The sequence below is a fragment of the Paenibacillus segetis genome (assembly GCF_014639155.1).
GTDB lineage: Bacteria > Bacillota > Bacilli > Paenibacillales > Paenibacillaceae > Fontibacillus > Fontibacillus segetis.
This window is the reverse complement of the sequence record NZ_BMFT01000003.1, coordinates 293,013-312,933: the sequence shown is the minus strand read 5'-3', so window position 1 is coordinate 312,933 and position 19,921 is coordinate 293,013. Positions and strand designations below refer to the sequence as shown.

At 42.8% G+C, this 19,921-nt stretch carries 16 protein-coding genes and 2 pseudogenes; all 18 read left to right on the top strand.

Annotated elements, in window-relative coordinates:
• The first annotated feature begins 254 nt into the window (after positions 1–254).
• Positions 255–551, top strand: a complete 297-nt coding sequence (locus IEW05_RS20670) for a hypothetical protein (RefSeq protein WP_194434148.1) — start codon at positions 255–257, stop codon at positions 549–551.
• Positions 551–733, top strand: a complete 183-nt coding sequence (locus IEW05_RS20665) for a hypothetical protein (protein WP_188541758.1) — start codon at positions 551–553, stop codon at positions 731–733. Before IEW05_RS20670 ends, IEW05_RS20665 begins: the two co-directional genes overlap by 1 nt.
• Positions 714–1,454, top strand: a complete 741-nt coding sequence (locus IEW05_RS20660; protein WP_188541757.1) for a hypothetical protein — start codon at positions 714–716, stop codon at positions 1,452–1,454. The genes IEW05_RS20665 and IEW05_RS20660 overlap by 20 nt, the downstream gene beginning before the upstream one ends.
• A 118-nt stretch (positions 1,455–1,572) precedes the next feature.
• A complete protein-coding gene (locus IEW05_RS20655; RefSeq protein WP_188541756.1) occupies positions 1,573–3,846 on the top strand; it encodes a beta-glucosidase family protein in 2,274 nt (757 codons plus the stop codon).
• A 165-nt stretch (positions 3,847–4,011) separates the two neighbouring features.
• The gene (locus tag IEW05_RS20650) at positions 4,012–4,956 is read left to right on the top strand and encodes an ABC transporter permease (RefSeq protein ID WP_229753612.1); all 945 of its coding nucleotides are present in this window, start codon (positions 4,012–4,014) and stop codon (positions 4,954–4,956) included.
• A gap of 13 nt (positions 4,957–4,969) precedes the next feature.
• Positions 4,970–5,860, top strand: a complete 891-nt coding sequence (locus IEW05_RS20645; protein WP_188541755.1) for a carbohydrate ABC transporter permease — start codon at positions 4,970–4,972, stop codon at positions 5,858–5,860.
• A gap of 115 nt (positions 5,861–5,975) precedes the next feature.
• On the top strand, positions 5,976–7,721 hold the full coding sequence (locus IEW05_RS20640) for a sensor histidine kinase (protein ID WP_188541754.1): 1,746 nt from the start codon (positions 5,976–5,978) through the stop codon (positions 7,719–7,721).
• A 16-nt stretch (positions 7,722–7,737) separates the two neighbouring features.
• Entirely contained in the window at positions 7,738–9,333 is a 1,596-nt protein-coding gene (locus IEW05_RS20635; RefSeq protein WP_188541753.1) for a helix-turn-helix domain-containing protein, read from the top strand.
• A gap of 367 nt (positions 9,334–9,700) precedes the next feature.
• Complete coding sequence (locus tag IEW05_RS20630; RefSeq protein ID WP_229753608.1) at positions 9,701–11,248, top strand: ABC transporter substrate-binding protein; 1,548 nt, start codon at positions 9,701–9,703, stop codon at positions 11,246–11,248.
• A gap of 760 nt (positions 11,249–12,008) precedes the next feature.
• Positions 12,009–12,281 carry a hypothetical protein gene (locus tag IEW05_RS26195; protein WP_229753602.1) on the top strand — a complete coding sequence of 91 codons (273 nt, stop codon included), beginning with the start codon at positions 12,009–12,011 and terminating at the stop codon, positions 12,279–12,281.
• Positions 12,282–12,429: 148 nt separating this feature from the next.
• Entirely contained in the window at positions 12,430–12,864 is a 435-nt protein-coding gene (locus tag IEW05_RS25645; RefSeq protein WP_194434147.1) for a hypothetical protein, read from the top strand.
• Positions 12,865–12,873: 9 nt separating this feature from the next.
• Positions 12,874–13,071, top strand: coding sequence for a hypothetical protein (locus IEW05_RS20620; RefSeq protein ID WP_188541752.1), 198 nt, complete (start codon positions 12,874–12,876; stop codon positions 13,069–13,071).
• On the top strand, positions 13,043–13,522 hold the full coding sequence (locus IEW05_RS20615; protein WP_188541751.1) for a GDSL-type esterase/lipase family protein: 480 nt from the start codon (positions 13,043–13,045) through the stop codon (positions 13,520–13,522). The genes IEW05_RS20620 and IEW05_RS20615 overlap by 29 nt, the downstream gene beginning before the upstream one ends.
• A gap of 821 nt (positions 13,523–14,343) precedes the next feature.
• Positions 14,344–16,971, top strand: coding sequence for a glycosylhydrolase-like jelly roll fold domain-containing protein (locus IEW05_RS20610; protein ID WP_188541750.1), 2,628 nt, complete (start codon positions 14,344–14,346; stop codon positions 16,969–16,971).
• 212 nt (positions 16,972–17,183) lie between these two features.
• Positions 17,184–17,616 (top strand): annotated as a pseudogene (tnpA, locus tag IEW05_RS20605) (IS200/IS605 family transposase).
• Between the two features lie 870 nt (positions 17,617–18,486).
• Positions 18,487–18,675 carry a hypothetical protein gene (locus tag IEW05_RS20600; RefSeq protein ID WP_188541749.1) on the top strand — a complete coding sequence of 63 codons (189 nt, stop codon included), beginning with the start codon at positions 18,487–18,489 and terminating at the stop codon, positions 18,673–18,675.
• 602 nt (positions 18,676–19,277) lie between these two features.
• Positions 19,278–19,550, top strand: coding sequence for a hypothetical protein (locus IEW05_RS26190; RefSeq protein ID WP_268238759.1), 273 nt, complete (start codon positions 19,278–19,280; stop codon positions 19,548–19,550).
• Positions 19,551–19,585: 35 nt separating this feature from the next.
• Positions 19,586–19,813: pseudogene (locus IEW05_RS25960) on the top strand (beta-xylosidase family glycoside hydrolase); the annotation flags it as partial.
• Between the last annotated feature and the right edge of the window lie 108 nt (positions 19,814–19,921).

Here is a 19,921-nt window from a genome sequence, read left to right as displayed (position 1 = left end):
GGGGCGTCTTATTCCGGGGCTTATCACGGGAAATATTCAGAGGAAGGTTTCATGGAAAGCGTCGAGTGGTCTGGCTATGAGGCTTTTCTAAGGTTCGTATCGAACTATTGGAACCGAACGCTTTCTGTAGAAGATGATAGAAGATGCCTGGATACAATCGCACGCCTAAATACTGTTTTTCAAAAAAAGCAAAGGTTGACTGTGCAATTTACAGGGCAAGTTACCTCAATCATGGAGAAGCCAGTGAATTTTGCTTGTATGAGGATCAAGGCCTGCTAAGTAATCAGGGTTATTCCTATGAGACGGTGTCGCCGTTTCTTCTGGAACCTCCTACTGCCAAAATTGAAGACGGGCGCCTTGACCGTGATGGGGTAGGGTATAAATGTCAGATTATACCGGAGCAACAGGCGGTATCCTATCCTTTTTTATTAAAAGTGAAAGAAATGCTCGAACACTGTTTTCCATTTTTTGGATTGGAGAGAAACCACAACATGCCCTGCACTTTGCGGATTGGAAGAATTAATCTGAGCGGGAAGAATGGATTCTTTTAATGAAGCAAATCTGGGAAGATCAGAGACTGATTCAAGTTTCCGGCACTAATCAGGTACTAAATGCATTAAAAGAATATCAGATTCACCCGGATATCGAGCTTGATGGAACGATGAATTTGACTACAGCGGTAAGAGAAGATGAGGGAAAACGGATTACGTATTATGCTGTTTATTGGTTATAATGCGGTTCGTCATACCCCGGACGATCTAAATCCGGATGAGCTTGCCGTAAGTGCTATTTATCAGAAAGGCACAACGAAGGGCTCTTATCAGCGCCCGGGCGATCGGAGCAGAAAGACTGTACCGGTTAGCGTGAAAGGAACTGGACAAGTCTATCAGTGTAATCCGTGGAATGGAAAATTGACGGCCATCGATTTTGAGGAATACAACGGGCGATCCGAAGGGGAACTTTCGATTGAAGAGGACGAGCTGGTTGTACTAGCGTTGTTCCATGGAGTGAATGAGATCAATCTAGGAAATGCAAAGAAGGAAATTGCAGGGCAGATTAAGGTTGGAGTTAATCGGTTGGAACTGCAGGAGTTTATACCAAATACACCACAGGAAAGATCATTCCTGCGAAGCAATTTCTCTGTAGAGACTATAGTATTGCCTGTTCAGGTTCTTCGACCTTGGAGAGAGTTGGCTCCTGGATTGGATAAATTCGCAGGGCGAGGTACTTATAATGGAACTATTCATATTGAGCATAAAGCAGCAGACAGAAGATACATTCTGTGTTTAGGTGAAGCTTCCGATACCTTCCAGGTGTTCATTAACGGGAAAAAGACTGCTTTTCCAGATCAGGTCCTGAAAGAAGTGGACATTACGGATGAACTTGAAGAAGGCGATAATCAACTTAAAGTCATCGTCGTTTCCAACCTTTATAATCGTTTAAACAGTGAGTAATAGGATCCAAGAATGCCATTCCCAATTAATGTACCTTATGTTCCGAAGAACTATGGGATTTGGGAAACAGAAAGCAAAAAATGCATCGTTAAAGTACTCAAATAAGGAGCGAATATATATGGCAAGAGATTTGAAAAAGCTTATTTCACAAATGACGCTGGAAGAGAAGGCCGGCATGTGCTCTGGACGCGACTTCTGGCATATGAAAGGGATTGAACGTCTGGGTATCCCCCCAATCATGCTGACCGATGGACCACATGGGCTGCGCAAGCAAAATTCATCCGCCGACCATCTCGGTTTGTTGGACAGCGAACCAGCTACTTGCTTCCCTTCGGCCGCTGGCCTTGCTAGTTCATGGGATCTTGAATTGGTCAACAAGCTAGGTGTTGCTCTTGGTGAAGAGTGCCAAGCGGAAGATGTCGCTGTTTTGCTTGGACCGGGAGCTAATATTAAGCGCTCCCCACTTTGCGGACGTAACTTTGAGTATTACTCCGAAGACCCTTACCTTTCCTCCCGCTTGGCAGCAGGGCATATTCAAGGGGTACAGAGTCAGGGAGTCGGTACATCTCTAAAGCATTTTGCCGCAAATAATCAGGAACATCGCCGTATGACCAGCGATTCGGTTATAGATGAACGCACACTCCGTGAAATCTATTTGGCTAGCTTCGAGTATGCCGTAAAAGAGGCACAACCATGGACAGTAATGTGTTCGTATAACCGAGTGAACGGTAACTATGCTTCCGAAAGCGAATATCTGCTTACAAAGATTCTGAAGGAAGAGTGGGGACATGAAGGCTTTGTCGTATCGGACTGGGGGGCAGTTAACGAGCGTGATGACGCTCTGGCAGCAGGTTTAGAACTGGAAATGCCTGCAAGCGGAGGTCTAGGTGACCGTAAGATTGTTGAGGCCGTTAAGAGCGGAAAGCTGTCTGAAGAGAAGCTGGACCGTGCAGTGGAACGACTTCTGAGCGTCGTGTTCAAAGCTGTGGATAACAGCAAGCAAGGAGCAATATACGATGTGGAGTCACATCATCAGTTGGCGCGTGAAGTTGCACGGGAGAGCATGGTCCTGCTGAAGAATGAGGATAATCTACTACCGCTTCGCAAGGAAGGAAAGCTAGCCATCATTGGTGAGCTTGCTGTTAAGCCGCGTTATCAAGGGGGTGGTAGCTCGCATATTAATCCGACGAAGTTGGAGGATATCCGTGAAGAAATCGTAAAGTCAGCGGGAGCAGGCACCCTGGTTACCTATGTACAGGGTTATGATTTGCTCTCTGATTCGACTGACAAGCAAACTGTAGAAGAGGCAAAGCGCGCAGCTGCTGATGCGGATGCTGCGGTAATTTTTGCCGGACTTCCTGACCGCTATGAATCTGAGGGCTTCGACCGTACCCACCTGAGGCTTCCGGCTAACCAGATTTCGCTGATTGAAGCCGTTGCTGAGGTTCAGCCGAATATTATCGTTGTGCTCAGTAACGGAGCACCGGTCGAAATGCCTTGGCTGGACAGCGTTAAATCCTTGCTGGAAGCGTATCTTGGCGGCCAGGCGCTTGGTGGTGCGATCGCCGACCTGTTGTTCGGTGCTGCCAGTCCGTCCGGTAAACTTGCCGAGACCTTCCCGGCTCGTCTTGAGCACAACCCGTCGCATTTAAACTTCCCGGGCGAAAGCGACCGGGTGGAGTATAAGGAAGGTCTGTTTGTAGGATACCGTTATTATGATGCTAAAGGGATTGATCCGTTATTCCCGTTCGGCTTTGGTCTTAGCTATACAACTTTTGATTATTCGAATCTTGTGCTCGAAAAGTCCGTGATTCGCGAAGATGAAAAAGTTACAGTTACGGTTGATGTGACGAATTCAGGACAGCGTGCTGGCAAGGAAATTGTGCAATTGTATGTCCGCGATATTGTTAGTTCTGTCACGCGTCCGCTCAAAGAGCTGAAGGGCTTTATTAAGATTGATCTGCAGCCTGGAGAGACAAAGGCAGCCACTTTTGTTCTCGATAAGCGCTCGTTTGCGTTTTACAATGTCGACCTTAAGGATTGGCAAGTAGAGAGCGGTGAATTCGAGATTCTCGTCGGCCGTTCCTCGCAGGATATTGCAGTTCAAGGTGTTATTCGTGTGGAATCGGAGGTTGGTTTCCAACCGCTCTTTCACCGGAATACGACAATAGGCGATATTATGGACAATCCCCAGGCACTCGCTGTTGTTATGGAATGGATCCAAAGTACTCCGTTTGCGGATATGTTTGTGGAGCAAGAAGGTGAAGGCTCGGAAATGGCGCAGGCGGTATTGAAATACTCCCCTTTGCGCAGCCTTGTCGGCTTTAGCGGTGGTGCGTTAACCGATGAGGATTTGGCTCGACTGGTGCAGTTACTGAATACGAAAGCGTAACATACAGGAAGACCGCTCCGGCTTTGTAGCCGTGGGCGGTTTTTTAATTACGGAGAAGTCGAAATAGTGATAATAGATAGGTCGGTATTCTGATAGAGACATTCTGCAAAAGTCAGTAACATAGAAGCATAGACAAGAGTTGAAAGGGTGATCAGAATGGCGCAAATGGCGATAAACAGGGAAGCAAATGTCCCTGTGAAAAAGAGAAGCCGAATGCGAAAATACTTGCCGCTAACCTTAATGGTTCTGCCTGGCTTGCTTTATTTATTATTAAACAATTATTTACCTATGTTTGGTTTGATTATTGCGTTCAAGGAAGTGAATTTTACCAAAGGTATTTTTGCCAGCGATTGGGTCGGATTTAAAAACTTCGAATATTTATTTACAACCTCAGATGCATATATCATCACTAGAAATACCATACTTTACAATGTATCCTGGATCATTATTGGAACCGTGCTTGCAATTTTACTGGCTATTCTGTTGAATGAAGTGCGGCAGAAGTTCTTGGCCCGATTCTATCAGAGCATTATCCTACTCCCGCAACTGATTTCCATCGTAATTGTAGCTTATCTGGGTTATGCGATGCTGAGTCTGGATACAGGCTTTATTAACAAGACAATCCTCCCTGCACTAGGCATGGATGATATCATGTTCTACTTCGAGTCCAAATATTGGCCTTATATCCTGACCTTCGTATCCCTTTGGAAAGGTCTCGGGTTCAATGTAGTTGTATATTTTGCAGCAATTATCGGAATTGATGAAGAATACTATGAGGCTGCCCGGCTAGACGGCGCTTCAAAGTGGCAACAGATTCGCGGGATTACGCTCCCTCTGATTGCTCCTATGATTATCATGCTTACGCTGCTATCTGTTGGAAAAATCTTTTACTCCGATTTTGGATTGTTTTATCAAGTGCCTATGAATTCCGGGGCAATCTATGATACGACTAATGTTATTGATACTTATGTATATCGTGGACTGCTTGGTTTAGGCGATGTCGGGATGTCGGCTGCAGCCGGTTTTTATCAATCGATTGTGGGTTTCATACTTGTTCTTACAGCAAATTTCATTGTACGAAAAATAAGCAAGGACAACGCATTGTTCTAGACGGAGGAGACAAATGGCACAAGAAAACCGATCATGGCAGTGGTTTGCAAATATTATTTATATCATTTTGACGGTGGCCTGCCTTGCCCCGTTCGTCCTCTTGCTCGCTTCATCACTGACGGACGAAACAGAAATATTAAAGAATGGGTACTCCTTTTTTCCGAAAGTGTTTAGTACTGCGGCTTATGAGTATTTGTTTTCCGGTGGCGGATCCGGTATATTCCGGGCCTATGGAATTACAATTTTTGTAACGGTCTTTGGAACGGCGGCCGGATTATTTATTACCGCGCTGCTTGCGTATCCAATGTCCCGCAGTGATTACCCGGCTAGTAAGCCATTGGCTTTTGTAGTATTCTTTACTTTGTTATTTAATGGCGGTCTTGTACCAACTTACCTTGTCTATACACAGTTGTTCGATGTGAAGAATACGGTATGGGGGCTTATTGTACCGGGATTGTTAATGAACGGCTTTAACGTAATGCTGATGCAGACCTTTTTCCGCACTTCAATTCCTATGGCGATCATTGAATCGGCAAGTATCGACGGAGCTGGAGAGTTCAGGATCTTCCGGTCGATTATCTTGCGGCTGTCAACGCCAGTATTGGCAACGGTAGGCTTGTTCCAAACTCTGGTATACTGGAATGACTGGATGAATGGGACGATTTATATTAATGACACCAAGCTATATGGTATTCAAAATATGCTAAATCGGATATTATCGGATGCCCAGTATCTCGCCAGTGGTAGTTTTGCTTCTCATGCAAGTGCACTTGCTAATACCGCTCCGCTGGAGACGGTCAAAATGGCTATTGCAGTCATCGGTGTCGTTCCTATTATGGTCACTTATCCCTTCTTTCAGAAATATTTTGTTAAAGGGATCGCCCTTGGGGCTGTCAAGGGATAGACAATCGATCATTGTCGTAAGATAATAATCGAAAGCACAAGCACCGGCAACACCCCATCATTGCGCGTGGCGATGATGGGGTTTTTCCACATTTTGTGAATAGGGAGTGATGGTAGTGGATCGCATACGTCTTAAATGGTCCCCAAATTCGCTACAGTCAAAATTGTTATCGGGTATGCTGATGCTTACCGTCCCTTTACTGATTGTTATTATTCTCGGAAGTCAGTATGCTATCAGCGTAGTACGTTCACAGGTCAGTGATTCCTACAGGAATCTGACCACTTTGTATATGAATCAAGTTGACAACGAGCTGGAGAAAGTGGATAAGTATTTAAACAGTCTTGTCGCCTCTGGCATGCAGTTCATTGCCATTAGTCAAGCAAAAACCGAAAATGATTATTACAAGGCTAACATTTCACTTTTCAACACATTTCAAGATAATCTGCCCTTGTACTCGGCAGTGGACGCATTCTTCATGTATTATCCGGATAGGGACGACTTTCTCTCGGCCGCCAAAACAATCGACGATTACTCACAGTCGATAAAGCTGCAGGAATACATTAAACAGATGATTGATGCCGAACCCGGAGTGAATGGCTTCGGCTCAGCGAGCTGGAAGTCCCAGGAAATTAATGGTGAATATTATATTTTGCATATTATGAGGACAGAAGGTCTGTATATTGGTGCGTGGCAAAAAGCAGATTCTATGATGATACCGATAAATTTTATCAGCTTCGGAACAAAGGGTGGTTCATTGTTCGCCACGGCGGAAGGCAAAGCAATGACAAATAAAGCCTTGGTGGAAAATACAACGGCACAACTTTCTCCAGTTCCGAAGGGATATCAATTATCAGGAGTAAAGAACCAGTTTCTGGTTGTTGGGGCTGCTTCTGTTAAAGGTGACTTCAGCTTAATTGCGATCATTCCCGATGAACAGATTCTAGAAAATCTACCGTATTTCCGGTGGCTGGCAGTCTTAGCCTCCATAGCTTCATTGCTGGTAGTATTAACCGGACTAGCTTATCTCCGAAGGATTGTGCTTGTTCCAATGAATCGTCTTCTTTTAGCAATGAAACGTATCCGAGAAGGTAATCTAAATATTCGTATCGAGAGAAACTCCGGCTCGGATGAGTTTCAGGTCGTGAACCATACCTTCAATAGTATGATGGAGCAAATTCAAGAGCTAACCATCAATGTATACGAAGAAAAGCTTAGTAAGCAGCGAGAGGAACTTCAACGACTGCAACTGCAAATCAATCCCCATTTCTTCCTGAACTCGCTAAACATTATTTACCATCTGGCTAAGGTTAAGGATTATGAGCTGATTAAAGAAATGTCCCAATGCCTGGTCCGCTATTTCCGCTTCATGTTCCGCAGTAATTTGAGCTTTGTAAGCTTAAAGGATGAATTGGAACATACAGCTAATTATCTTAGAATCCAGGAGCTCAGATTTCCGGACCAACTTGCATATTCTGCAGATGTACCTGAATATTTGGTTGGTGAGCTTGTCCCGCCGCTGATAATCCATACATTTGTGGAAAACACTATTAAACATGCGGTTACGCTGGATCAGCCGATTCATTTAACAATTCGTGCAGACATCACTGCCAACAATAACAAGCCTTATCTAAAGCTTTGTATTGAAGATACAGGTAACGGCTTCCCAACTGATGTTCTTTTGGCTATCAGGAAGAATAAGTCACTCGTCAATGAACAGGGAGAGCATATCGGTATCTGGAATGTGCAGCGCCGCTTAAAGCTGCTTTACGGGGATGAAGCTAGTCTGGAGATTTCAAACCAGTTACCTCATGGAGCCGAGGTTTGCGTGATGCTCCCGATGCCAAAAGTAGAGACCGGATAACTTAGGGGGAATGGAAATGTATAATTTGCTAATAGTGGATGACGAGCTTCACGTGGTCAATGGCTTAATTGCGGATCTTGATGTGAAGAAACTGGAAATCACCAATATATATAAAGCTTATAACGTAAGGCAGGCTAAGGAAGTGCTGCAAAATGAATCCATTCATATTATGTTGTGTGATATCGAAATGCCTCTAGGAACCGGCTTGGAGTTACTGGAGTGGGCAAATGAGTATGTGCCGAATGTGCAAACGATCTTTTTGACCAGTCATGCGGACTTCCGTTATGCCAAAGAAGCGCTCAGGTTAGGAGGGCTTGATTATTTGCTCAAGCCAGTTCCTGATGAGGAGCTGGAGCAAGCCATCGAGAAAGCAAAGGCAGAGCTAACTCAGAACAATAAATCGACTGAGCTTGAGCGTTTGTGGAGCAGCAATCATCCATCAATAATCGAGCACTTTTGGACGGAACTCCTTCAGCAAAAGATTGCCCCGAACCCTTCCGCCATCCATAATGCACTTGAAGCGCGAAACATACCATTCTCAGAAGAAATGACTTTCCTTCCCGTTTTGATCAGCGTCCGGCGTTGGAACAAAGAACTGTCTGTGCGTGACGAGAAGATTATGGAGTATGCTTTAAAAAAAACAGGGTTTGAAATCCTGGCCAGGGAGGGGCAAAGCGTACAGATCATTTCGGTAGATCGTGGCTGTTTACTGTTTATTGTTCCCTTTGGTGCCGAGAACCTAGAAGATGACATGATGGAACAGCTATATGCCTCTAGCAAGGAATATATTGACTCTTGTCATTGCTACTTCTATTGCGATTTGTCGGTTTATATTGGAAATGTGGTGCGGATGCACGAAATGGTGAGTGCGCTGTCGCAATTGCGGAATTTCGAACGTAATAATGTAGTATATGAGAACAAAGTATTTTTACTAACCGGGTATAAGGCGTTGCCGGAAGCAAAAGTATCCATCCCCGACATGAGCCGCTGGGCTGCCATGCTCAAGAACGGTATGAAAGAGCAGATTCTGTCGGAGATCCGGGTATTTCTGGATGAACGCATTGCCAGAGGCGAACTGAATGCATCTTTGTTACAGCAGTTCCATCAAAATTTCTTGCAGTCGGTATACTTTGTACTACTGGCCAAAGGAAAGACGGCCAATGAAATTTTTGGCGACTCAGTATCTATGGAGTTGTCACGCGAAGCTCCGAAATCAATTACGAATCTTTTGCGATGGGTTGAGCATTCCACCATGAGAGCATTGTCACAGGTTCCGGAGGATCACCATCCGAGTCATATCGTTGATAATGTGAGGCAGTTTATCATTGCGCACCTTGACCAAAGCGATTTATCGAGAGAAGAAATTGCTCAGCACGCGTTCCTGAATCCGGATTATCTGGCGAGGATCTTTAAGAAGGAAACGGGGCAATCTGTCATGGAATTTCTACTCCAAGAAAGAATTAAATTGGCGAAGGATTTACTTGTAAAGTCGAATCTAACCATTGGAGATATTGCTTCATCAGTAGGCTATTCCCACTTCTCCCATTTCTCTAAAACCTTCAAAAAGCATACAGGCTACAATCCTAATGAGTTTCGGCAAATGTCAAGGTGACAGTATTTGCGGCTATTTTGAAGCCGTGAAGATACTGATTAGAGGCTATTTTAGAACTGATGTTTGATTTTGTCTGTGATTTACCTTGTAATACTAGATAAATGAATTACATTCAGGAAAGGTGAGATGGAAATGATTCGCACTTCCTTTAATACTGGTTGGTCAGTAAGAGCGAGAAGTAGCATTTTATCAGAACTTCAGAATCATTTACCAATTCCAAGAAGTGGTTATGGACACCGAAAGGGGCTTTTAACGGAACAATGAAGGTCGGTAAAGTGCTAAACTTGGGTCGGGAATGTGTTAGAGAACAATAAGTGATAACGCTATCATGGTACTTGTAACGCATTACTAAAAGGGTGGTTGAAATATGAAAATAAGAAAAAAGAAATTTATCGGGATGCTTGCTGCAATTACTGTTTTGTCCGGATTACTTGGTGCATGCTCTTCAAATGGGAATAATAACAGCTCTGGAGAGAACCAAGGCAATAATAATGTTGCAAATACAGGAGGAGAGGAAACATACCACGCCGTAATGGCCATTCCATCATTTCAGTCCGAGCCGAAGGATATGCAGTTGGTGGAAGATGAAATTAATAAGCTGTTAAAAGATAAAGTTAACGCGACCGTAGATATTTTACCAATTGCTTTCGGCAATTGGACTCAGCAAACAAATCTAATGCTTAGTTCCGGAGAAAAATTGGATTTGCTTGTATCAGGTCTTGGGACCTACGCTTCACAGGCGGTCAGCGGTAAATTTGCTCCTCTGGATGATTTGCTCACCGGCCCTGGTAAGGGAATTGCAGATAGTGTCGGTGAAACCTACATCAATGCAGGTAAGGTTAATGGGCATATTTACGGAGTAACTTCGTTACATGATCTTGCCTCTAGTTTTGCATATGTGATGCGTAAGGATCTGGTGGACAAGTATCACATTGACACTGCTTCAATTAAGACTTTGGATGACGTTGAAAAAGTATTACAAACGATTAAAGATAATGAGCCGGGTATTACTCCTCTCGTTCCGAGCGGAGCTGGAAACAACGGAATCGGATTGGTGGAATATCTTCAGCATGATACGCTCGGTGATGCAGCCGCCGTATTTGGCGCCTTAATGGATCCTAATGATTTGACAGTTTCCAATTTTTATGATTCAAAAGATTACAAAGAATTGGTTACTAAGACACATGATTGGTATAATAAGGGCTTAATTCTGCGTGATGCAGCTACAAATCAGGTTGCACCCGGTCAACTTGTGAGAGCAAATAAGGCGTTTAGTTATTTTGGAAGTAGCAAGCCAGGTTACCAAATCAGTGAAAGCCGCGGTACAGACACTGAGATGGTAGTTGTAGAGATGGGAACACCACTGGCTACCACGGGACACGCAACCAGCCTCATGTGGTCTATAGCTCAGAATTCCGAGAATAAAGAAAAGGCAATGGAGATTCTAAACCTCTTCTATACTGACAAAGATCTCATTAATTTGATTAACTGGGGTATAGAAGGTAAGCACTATCAGAAAGTGGAAGATAACGTAATTGATTTTGCACCGGGTGTAGATGTGACAAACAGCAGTTATTTCCCTGGATGGGAATGGATGACTGGAAATGAGTTCTTAGGTTATGTGTTTAAGGGCAATGATCCAGAAATTTGGACTCAGACTAAAGAATTTAATGATAATGCAACGAAATCCAAAGCAATGGGCTTCACATTTAATCCAGAACCAGTTAAAAATGAGTATACAGCGCTTACAAACGTAGCAAATCAATTAAGGATTGGACTTGAATCAGGGGTGCTTGATCCTGAAGAGGTATTGCCTGAGTTCAACGAAAAACTTAAAGCGGCTGGAATTGATAAGGTGATTGCGGAGAAACAAAAACAACTGGATGAGTGGGCTCAACAAAATAATGTAAAGTAACTTTTCAGAAAGTTACCTTTGGACATACTAGATGGCTAAGTAATTCAATATTATACGCTTAAAAAGCTTTAGAAGGGAAAGAGGAGAATTACACTCTTCCGTTCTTCTGACAGTGCGGAGAAGAGGATGAAATTCTCCAGAAGAAATGGCGCGAATACATGTGTTGGGTATTCGCGCTGTTTGCATAGAGGTAAGACCATACCTTGATTTCCTTGGACCGGGATGGTACTTGGGTGTGGACTACAACCATCTTTCGGCAAGCAAGGCAGTCAGAAGACTGAAGGAGATTCAAAAAACTCCGTAGGTCATTCCTGTCTGTGCGGATATCGATGCATTTGGCCCATCTCCTTACTCAGGGGAATTCACCACACAAATTGGTGATTGGTGCAGGGTGTACGGTGTGAAAATATTAGTCACGTAATCAAAGATAATAATGTGCATGTACGGCTTTGTATAGGTATGGGCCGCCGCTTATATCTAACTCTGGTATAAATGAATATTTCCGGAAATTGAATTACCTCCGACAGGGTACTTGTCAACGGTAACTTCTGTACAATATCCAAGCTTGAACCGTTCGTTCATTTGACGCAGTTGGCAGATCTCAACCGAAAGGAATATCTGCCGAAACTCTCTGGCCCAATTCGCTATGAGACCACACTGGATTAGAACAGGAGAGTCTTAAAACGTATGGTTGGACTTAGGTCAGGCATATGAGAGAGCTATCCAGCGAATGGAATAGACAGAGGAAGGCTGACTTCGTGTGGAAAGCGGTGGTAATACACCTCGCCTGGAGATTAGAGACTTTAATCTGCCTGAGCATCCATTTCCCGAGACAGCGGCTGACTTATATACGGTCGAGAGTCACTATGGTCATTTCATCGGCAAAGTCTTGTCGCCAAACCTCAGCAGGCAATGTGCTGCATGGTGGAAACGGAGATGGAGTTTGAAACGGAACACTTTCAGCAGACAGCAGATGGCCAGTCTGATTTTATACTATGATACAACAGATAATGTCTACTTGAGGATCAGTTGAGATGATAAAACGGGTTCATATATGTGCGTTAAATGGGAAGAACTCCTGGATACAGAAGTACCCCTAGGAACAGCAGCACGTATCAAGCTAAAAGCGTTCTTATTTTCAATATGCAATGGATAGCGGTAACTGACAACATATTGGACCAATGCTAGAGATTTTTTCGCATCTTGCAGACGAGACCAACGAAATGTTTGGATATACACGATTTACCGGCAACTTTGTCGGAATATGCGTTCAAGACCTCAGCGGAATGGGCAAGCACGCTGGTTTTGATTATGTCTATTATTCGGAAGACGCGCCTGAATTATTTGATGCTGACCAGAATTCCGGCAATATAGGCCGAAATACTAATAAATCCAGGATAGCTGATCTCCTGGACAATAGTGATACCGCTAAGATTTTAAAGAAACATCACACTGGTATCGATACTCATCCCATGTTTGACGTTATCAAAAGCTTACCTTGGATCAACTGGGCGAATTTACAATGGCAAATATCCCGAACGATTAGATTTAAGATAGCATCTCTGAACTGCTTGGTGATACGGAATAAGTCTGACTTACTATCATTACCAATCTAGGAGGTACATGTGAGCGAATATAATAAAGATGATATTTTAGTTACTCAGGACATGATAAAAGTTATGTTTGAAGCAACTCAGAGACAACGTTTATCCACTTTTACTCAACTGAATAAATCTGCGAAAAAAGGCGGAATTGTATTTGTAGGCGACTCCATTACAGAAGGTTTTCCAATTCATGAGATGCTGCAACAACAGAGGAATTAGTGGAGACAGCTCAACAGGTGTGCTCGATAAACTACGAGATGAAGTATTCGATCTGGAACCAAGCAAGGTGTTTCTCTTAATCGGAACCAATGATCTTGGGGATGGTAAGGATCCACAGGAGGTCGTACGCAACATCAAACAGATTTGTACGCTTATTCATAATCAACTGCCTCATACAAAGGTGTACGTTGAATCTATTTATCCTGTAAATCAAACTGTAGAGAGCATCATGCCGAAAGGCATTAAGCAGACAAATGAACAAATCCGGATTGTCAATCAAAATTTGGCTAACATGACGCGGGAAGTATCGTATACCTACATCGATCTATATCCCAAACTTCTGGATACAGAAGGTCGACTAGACAGAGGATATACTTATGATGGGCTTCATTTGAACACAATCGGTTATGAGGTTGTCAAAGCGGAACTTCAGCTGGTTCTGATGAATTAATTCTTTTTCAATTGGATTCAAAGATATCATAAAAAATATATTGCTAGTCTTATTAGGGCATCTCAAGTGGCCGGTTTTACAGCTTACGGGAATGCTCTTTTTTCCCTGGCCAGGAGGTGAGGGCGGGAGTCGCGACAAATCAACTTTGTAATTCGTTCTACTCCCGGTTTGGAAGTAGTTTATATAGACTATAAAATAATTAAAATAAATATAGGATAAATGCTAATCGAAATTTCAAATACGGTACAAAAATAAAATAAATATATATTTATTAAATTATTGCAAGTGATATATTAATGGAATTTTAAGGAAGAAGGGCTCGGTTTGGAGCCGTCAAAAGATTTTTGCTAATCGTAAAGAATAATCTTAATGAGGGTAAACAATCGTCCGCGCCATCAAGGAGTTCTGTATAGCAATCAAAGATAACTGCCTCAAACTGATATGTACGTGGAATCGTTATATCCTGTAAATGCAAATTTGAAATCGGCTTAGCTTTTGAAATTCGGACCAATGAGCATATTCAAGCCGTCAATACTACACTGGAGAATATTACTTCATAGATGATTTACATTTACATCAATTTGTCCACGAAGTTAATTGATGAAGCAGGACAATTGGTCAAGAACTGTACCTAAGATGGCCTCCACCCGAAAGCTAAAGCTATATGAAAGTCGATAAAGTGATAAATAAGAGGTCGGGATTGTGATAGAGAAGCTACTGTGACACAGCTATCATTTAACTTGTAGCCCATTGAGGTAAGGACTTAATGAACGGGTGCATAAACATTAATAAGAATAACATTCAGGAGGGATAATCATCATATGACACGTTTGTATGAAGTATTAATCGGGAAAGAGGACAATTATATCTTGCCTTTTTTTTGGCAACGGGGCGAAGAGGAAGATGTTCTTCGTGAGGAAATGAAGCGAATCCATGAATCGGGTATACGTGCTGTTTGCGTAGAGGCTCGACCGCATCCGGATTACTTGGGACCAAAGTGGTGGCATGACATAGATATCATCATGGAAGAAGCGCGTATTCGCGAAATGAAGGTATGGGTACTGGACGACGATCACTTTCCAACAGGCAGGGCGGCAGGAAAGATAAAGGATGCGCCGATAGAATTACGAAGATCCTTCTTATCTGAGCGTCATATAGATGCACTTGGTCCAGCTCCTAATGCTTCTTTCATTGTTGAGTATCCTAAGGAGCCATATTTAGCTCACCTGGGAACAAGAGAAACGATAGCAATTATAGCGAGAAAGCGGGATTCCAAAAGTGGTGAACTGATTGGTGAACCAATTGATTTAACCGCAATGCTTACTGACGGTGTGCTATACTGGGCTGTACCGGAGGGATATTGGCGAATTTTTATTCTAATCAAGTCGGATAAAGGCGGCAGCAAAACTCAGGAGGATTATCTGAACCCACTAGTCGCAGAATCGACTCGTGTATTAATTGATACAGTTTACGAAGCATTTTACAATCGGTACCGTGAGGATTTTGGTAAGACGTTAGCCGGTTTCTTTTCTGACGAGCCCGGGTTCTATAACGACAGCAATGAATACGACTTTGAATCATCCGTTGGAAAGAAAGAAGTGGCGCTTCCTTGGAGCAAAGATGTTCCTGAACAACTAAGAAAAGTATTAGGTGAAGACTACATTTTACAACTTCCTCTTCTTTGGCATGATCAGGGAAATAATACGCCACCAATACGATATCACTATATGAATATCGTCAGCAGCCTTTACGGTGAGAATTTCACCACACAAATTGGTGACTGGTGCCGGAAACATGGAGTTGAATACATTGGGCATGTAATTGAGGATAATAATGTACATGCTCGGCTCGGTGCAGGGGCTGGGCACTATTTCCGTGCTCTTGGTGGGCAGGATATGTCCGGTATTGATATCGTCCTCTGGCAAATGGCGCCGGGCTACGACGAATTTTCATTTAAATGGTGGTTTGCCGGTGAATCCGATAGCGAGTTCTTTAACTATGGATTGGGGAAAATGGCCTCTTCTTTGGCTCATCATGACTCCAAAAAGAAAGGTAGAACAATGGCCGAGGTGTTCGGCGCATATGGCTGGGTAGAGGGCCTGAAATTAATGAAATGGATTACGGATCATATGCTTGTGCGTGGTGTAAACTATTTTGTTCCACATTCGTTCTCTGCTAGAGAATTTCCAGACCCTGATTGCCCGCCGCATCTTTATGCCAGAGGCAAAAATCCGCAATTCCGTTATTATAAATATTTAAATCATTACACAAATAGACTAAGCCACTTGCTTTCAGGTGGGACTCATATTGCCTCTGCAGCTGTACTGTACCATGCTGAAGCGGAATGGTCAGGTAAATCTATGTACTTCCATAAACCGGTAAAAGAATTGCTTAGAAGACAGATTGATTGTGATGTACTGCCACTTGATCTGATCGTGGATTCCGTTAGTATTGAAGAGAAGAAACTGAAGTCAGGTAACGAGGTGTTTGACTGTTTTATTATTCCGTATAGTGAAGCACTTCCAATGCAAGGATTGCAGAAAATTGAAGAACTGGCGGAACTCGGTTTACCGGTTATTTTTATAGATGCAATGCCTGTACGCTCAAGTGAAGGCAGTGATGTATCCGAGCTTTTGCAGCGTTTGGAAGATTGCGTGAATGTTTCAATAATTCCGCTTAACAGCATTGCAGGACATCTGCTTTCTAATGGGTTTTATGAACTAAAAGCAGAAGGCGATTATCCTTTCTTACGTCATTATCATATTCGGCATGAAGACTCTGATGTTTATTTCTTCTTTAATGAGCACCCACAACTTCCTGTAGCCACTAATATCAAACTTCCAGTGTCCGGTCGAGTATGTCTTTACAATGCATTCGAGAACCGGACAATCCGCGTATGGGATGTTCCAGATGAAGGTGTTCAACAAATTCCACTTAGCCTGGCGCCATTTGAAACGATTGTCTTCGTATCCGGTGAGGCAGTAGAGGATCTTGTTATTCAAGATGAAATGATTAATGATCAAAAGCATATCGAAGTCTCAAATTCATGGACAATTTCTACAGCTACTTCTGAACAATATCCGAACTTCGAACCCTATATGATTTTGGATCAGTTGGCAGATCTGAGTCGGCAGGAATACTTGCCGAGATTCTCAGGTACCTTCCGTTACGAAACAACGCTGGATTGGAAACAAGATTTGCCGTTGAAAGTAAGTTTGAATCTCGGTGAGGTGTATGAAACAGCTGAAGTGTTGATAAATGGACATTCAGCAGGGATCAAAATCAGTTATCCGTATCGTTTCGATATATCAGATATGATAAAGAAAGGGAGCAATACGTTGACAATTGAAATTACAAATACATTGGTTAAGGATCAACGGGATGTATTCTCAGCTGTTGCGCAACAAGAGCCTAGTGGTTTAATAGGGCCTGTAAGATTGCTATACTAGACTGTCATTTTTAAGATGTTTGCTATTATTTTATAAATTTGAGGCTCCAATAATTGGAGTCTCTTTTTATTATGGTTTTATCCAGTTGAGTGCGTAAAACGCGGGAAACAAATAATTACCCGCTATGGGGGTGCAGGGAACAAGGGTTTGACTACTAAGACCATTCCGATAGAAATGAGATGTTCAGGCTCAAACGAAAGGAATGGTCAAAGATGGATAATAAGAGCTATAGCCTAGCTCACACGAAGTGGATGTGCAAATACCATATCGTGTTCACCCCGAAGTATAGACGGAAAGAAATCTATAATCAAGTGAGGAGAGATTAGTCGGAATTTTCAGATGTCTATTTTAGTACAAGGGAGTAGAAACTCTAGAAGGTTACATGATGCCGGACCATGTTCACATGTTGGAAACGTTTCCGTCAAAAAATGCGGTCTCAACGTTCATGGGATATTTAAAGGGGAAAAGTTTGCTAATGATATTCGAGAAGCATACGCAGCTCAAGTATAAATACGGAAATCGAAAATTTTGGCAGAAGAGTACTAGATAAGTACGGTAGGTCAGAATGAGGCCACCGTAGCCAAATATATTTGTGAACAAGAAACACATGACCAGGCGATAGATAAATTGAATGTAAAAGAATAGGAAGATCCATTAAGTAGTAAAAGGAGCAAAAAGAAAAAAGCCCGTTTTAACGGGTAAGTGAAAATGACAAATTACACTGAGCCTAAACAGAATTGCTGTTAGGCTAGCGTCTTTAGGCCCAGTTTGGCAACAAAGAGTTATACCCAAGAGCAAACCACCCTTTGGTTGGTGGTCCTGATTGTAAAAGAACCGCCAGTTGAACAAGGGGGTTCTTCTACAAGAATGCCCTTCTCACTTCCAATTGGGAAGCGAAAGGGCTAAAAAGTTTTTTCGTTAACTGGAAAGATTGTTAATACTTCGGAACTGTTGTATGCGGGCCCTCATGTACGGTGAAGTGAGGGGGCAGGGGCTTAAGACCCCCTCCTACTCGATGAAAATGAAAGTCGGAATAACGCTAACGAAGAAGTCGAGATATTGATAGAATCATATGACGTAATAGAGGTAACATAAATGTACAGGTCCGTGCAAGTTTTCCTGCTTTATCTGGGGATCATGAAGACATAAGAGTGAGGCCGGATTCATGAAATTTATTATTAATGGACGAAAGTAGAGTTCCATGTGCCAATGCTCGGCTATGTGTAACGTATGTTCAAAAGGGCGATATTTTAAAGGCTTTGTAGCAGAAATAAACCAGACCATGTGTTATGGGAAATCTTATCAGGTGAAATGGGCCGCCGGACCTGATTCTGAAGCCTATATCTACCATTTTATCCAATGAATGGGGAACGCAAGCCGTATTTCAAGAAGATAGAATTACAAGATCACTTGAATCATTTGAAAACTATTCCTACACAGTGTGTATAGTTAAGATTCGGAAGGACGCTCTAGAGGGACTGCAGCAGCTTTTTGTTATTCCTTCGGCGAGTTTTTTTGGAAAGCACGCATCTTCTCTCGCTGTATGGATATGAGCAGGGTACGAACTATTGTTTACTGTATAGCTCGAATTTAGGCAATATGTTTGGTGGTGAAGTGGAACTGGGAGGTGAGGTTTTGGCACTACTGCTGAATACACGGAGCGGAAAAGTTCAAATGCTAAAGGCAAATGCACCTAGTAGCTAGTGTGCTAAGTGCTACTCACTGAAAAGGCTCAGACAGAGTAAGTGATGGCTGTGACGGAAAAGATAATCATTGAACTAAAAAGTAGGGAACTGTCCGTAGAAAGTTGGTCAGCTGGTTCTGTACCGATGGAAACAAAGATTAATCATTTTCTCTGAATATATATGTCCTTATTTCTTGGTTTGAATAACCGGATTTACAGAATACATCGGGTGTCGGAGTCATATTTCACGTAATTTGAAGTATTGAGGCTTGTTGACTCATGTTAGTACGAGGATCTCAGTTGAACATGGAAGGTAACCTGGGTTCCGGCAGTGTTTGGACCCCTTGTCTGCCCTATGATAACGGGGCGATTCTTTTTTATACCATGACGAGGACGGCCGTAAATCGGTGTTTAACATGCTGTAGATCACTGTACGAATTGTAATTCTTTTGCTGGAATAGTTCTTTAAGAGTACAACACTGAACAGCAGAAATTAGTAAGAGTACGAAAAACCATATTCACAGATAGTGAACTGGGAGGAGCGAATGGTCCCCACCTTTATAAATGTAGCGTCAATTATTACTTGCTTGTTGTTGAAGGTGGAACTTGGGGTTCACATGCCGTGACTATAGCATGCTTGAAGAAAATAAATGGTCCACATAAAGTTGATCCAATGAATCTCATACTGACTTCTGCCGCGGCTGCTGCCTTATCCCTTCTGGCTTTCCTTAACGGTACCATTAGGGAGTCTCTGTATGCAGGGCAGAGATTCATTAAATTCAATACATCGGCAGAGTCTAGTAGGCAGACGCCAAAAGTCAATGCATTGCTTGGCGGAGACAGAGCTCAAGTTCGATCCAAAGCATTTCAGCGAATAGCAGGCTTAATCTTATAGTATGACACCAAAGATTATGTGAATTTGCGAATCAGTCAGATGAGAACCTGAGAAAATCCTTGGCACGCGTTCGTTCTATCTGCGGCATGAGGGAAGAGATAGCCGATGCTGAGGTATCATTTGGAGATGCGAAGCGCTGCAAGCTTAAAGTGCACATTCAAGCAGAGCACGCTAGCTTTCAATATTCGGTAGACAGCGAGGGATGGCAGCCTTTTGGGCCGAAACTGGACATTTCCGATTTGTCAGAGTCCCTGAATCGTTAAGCCGATCATTATAACACAAAAGATTAATTGATCTTCTGAAAAATGATACTACAGCCGTAATATTGGAAAAGCATTTGCTTGGTATTACAAACAGCCCTATGGTCAATA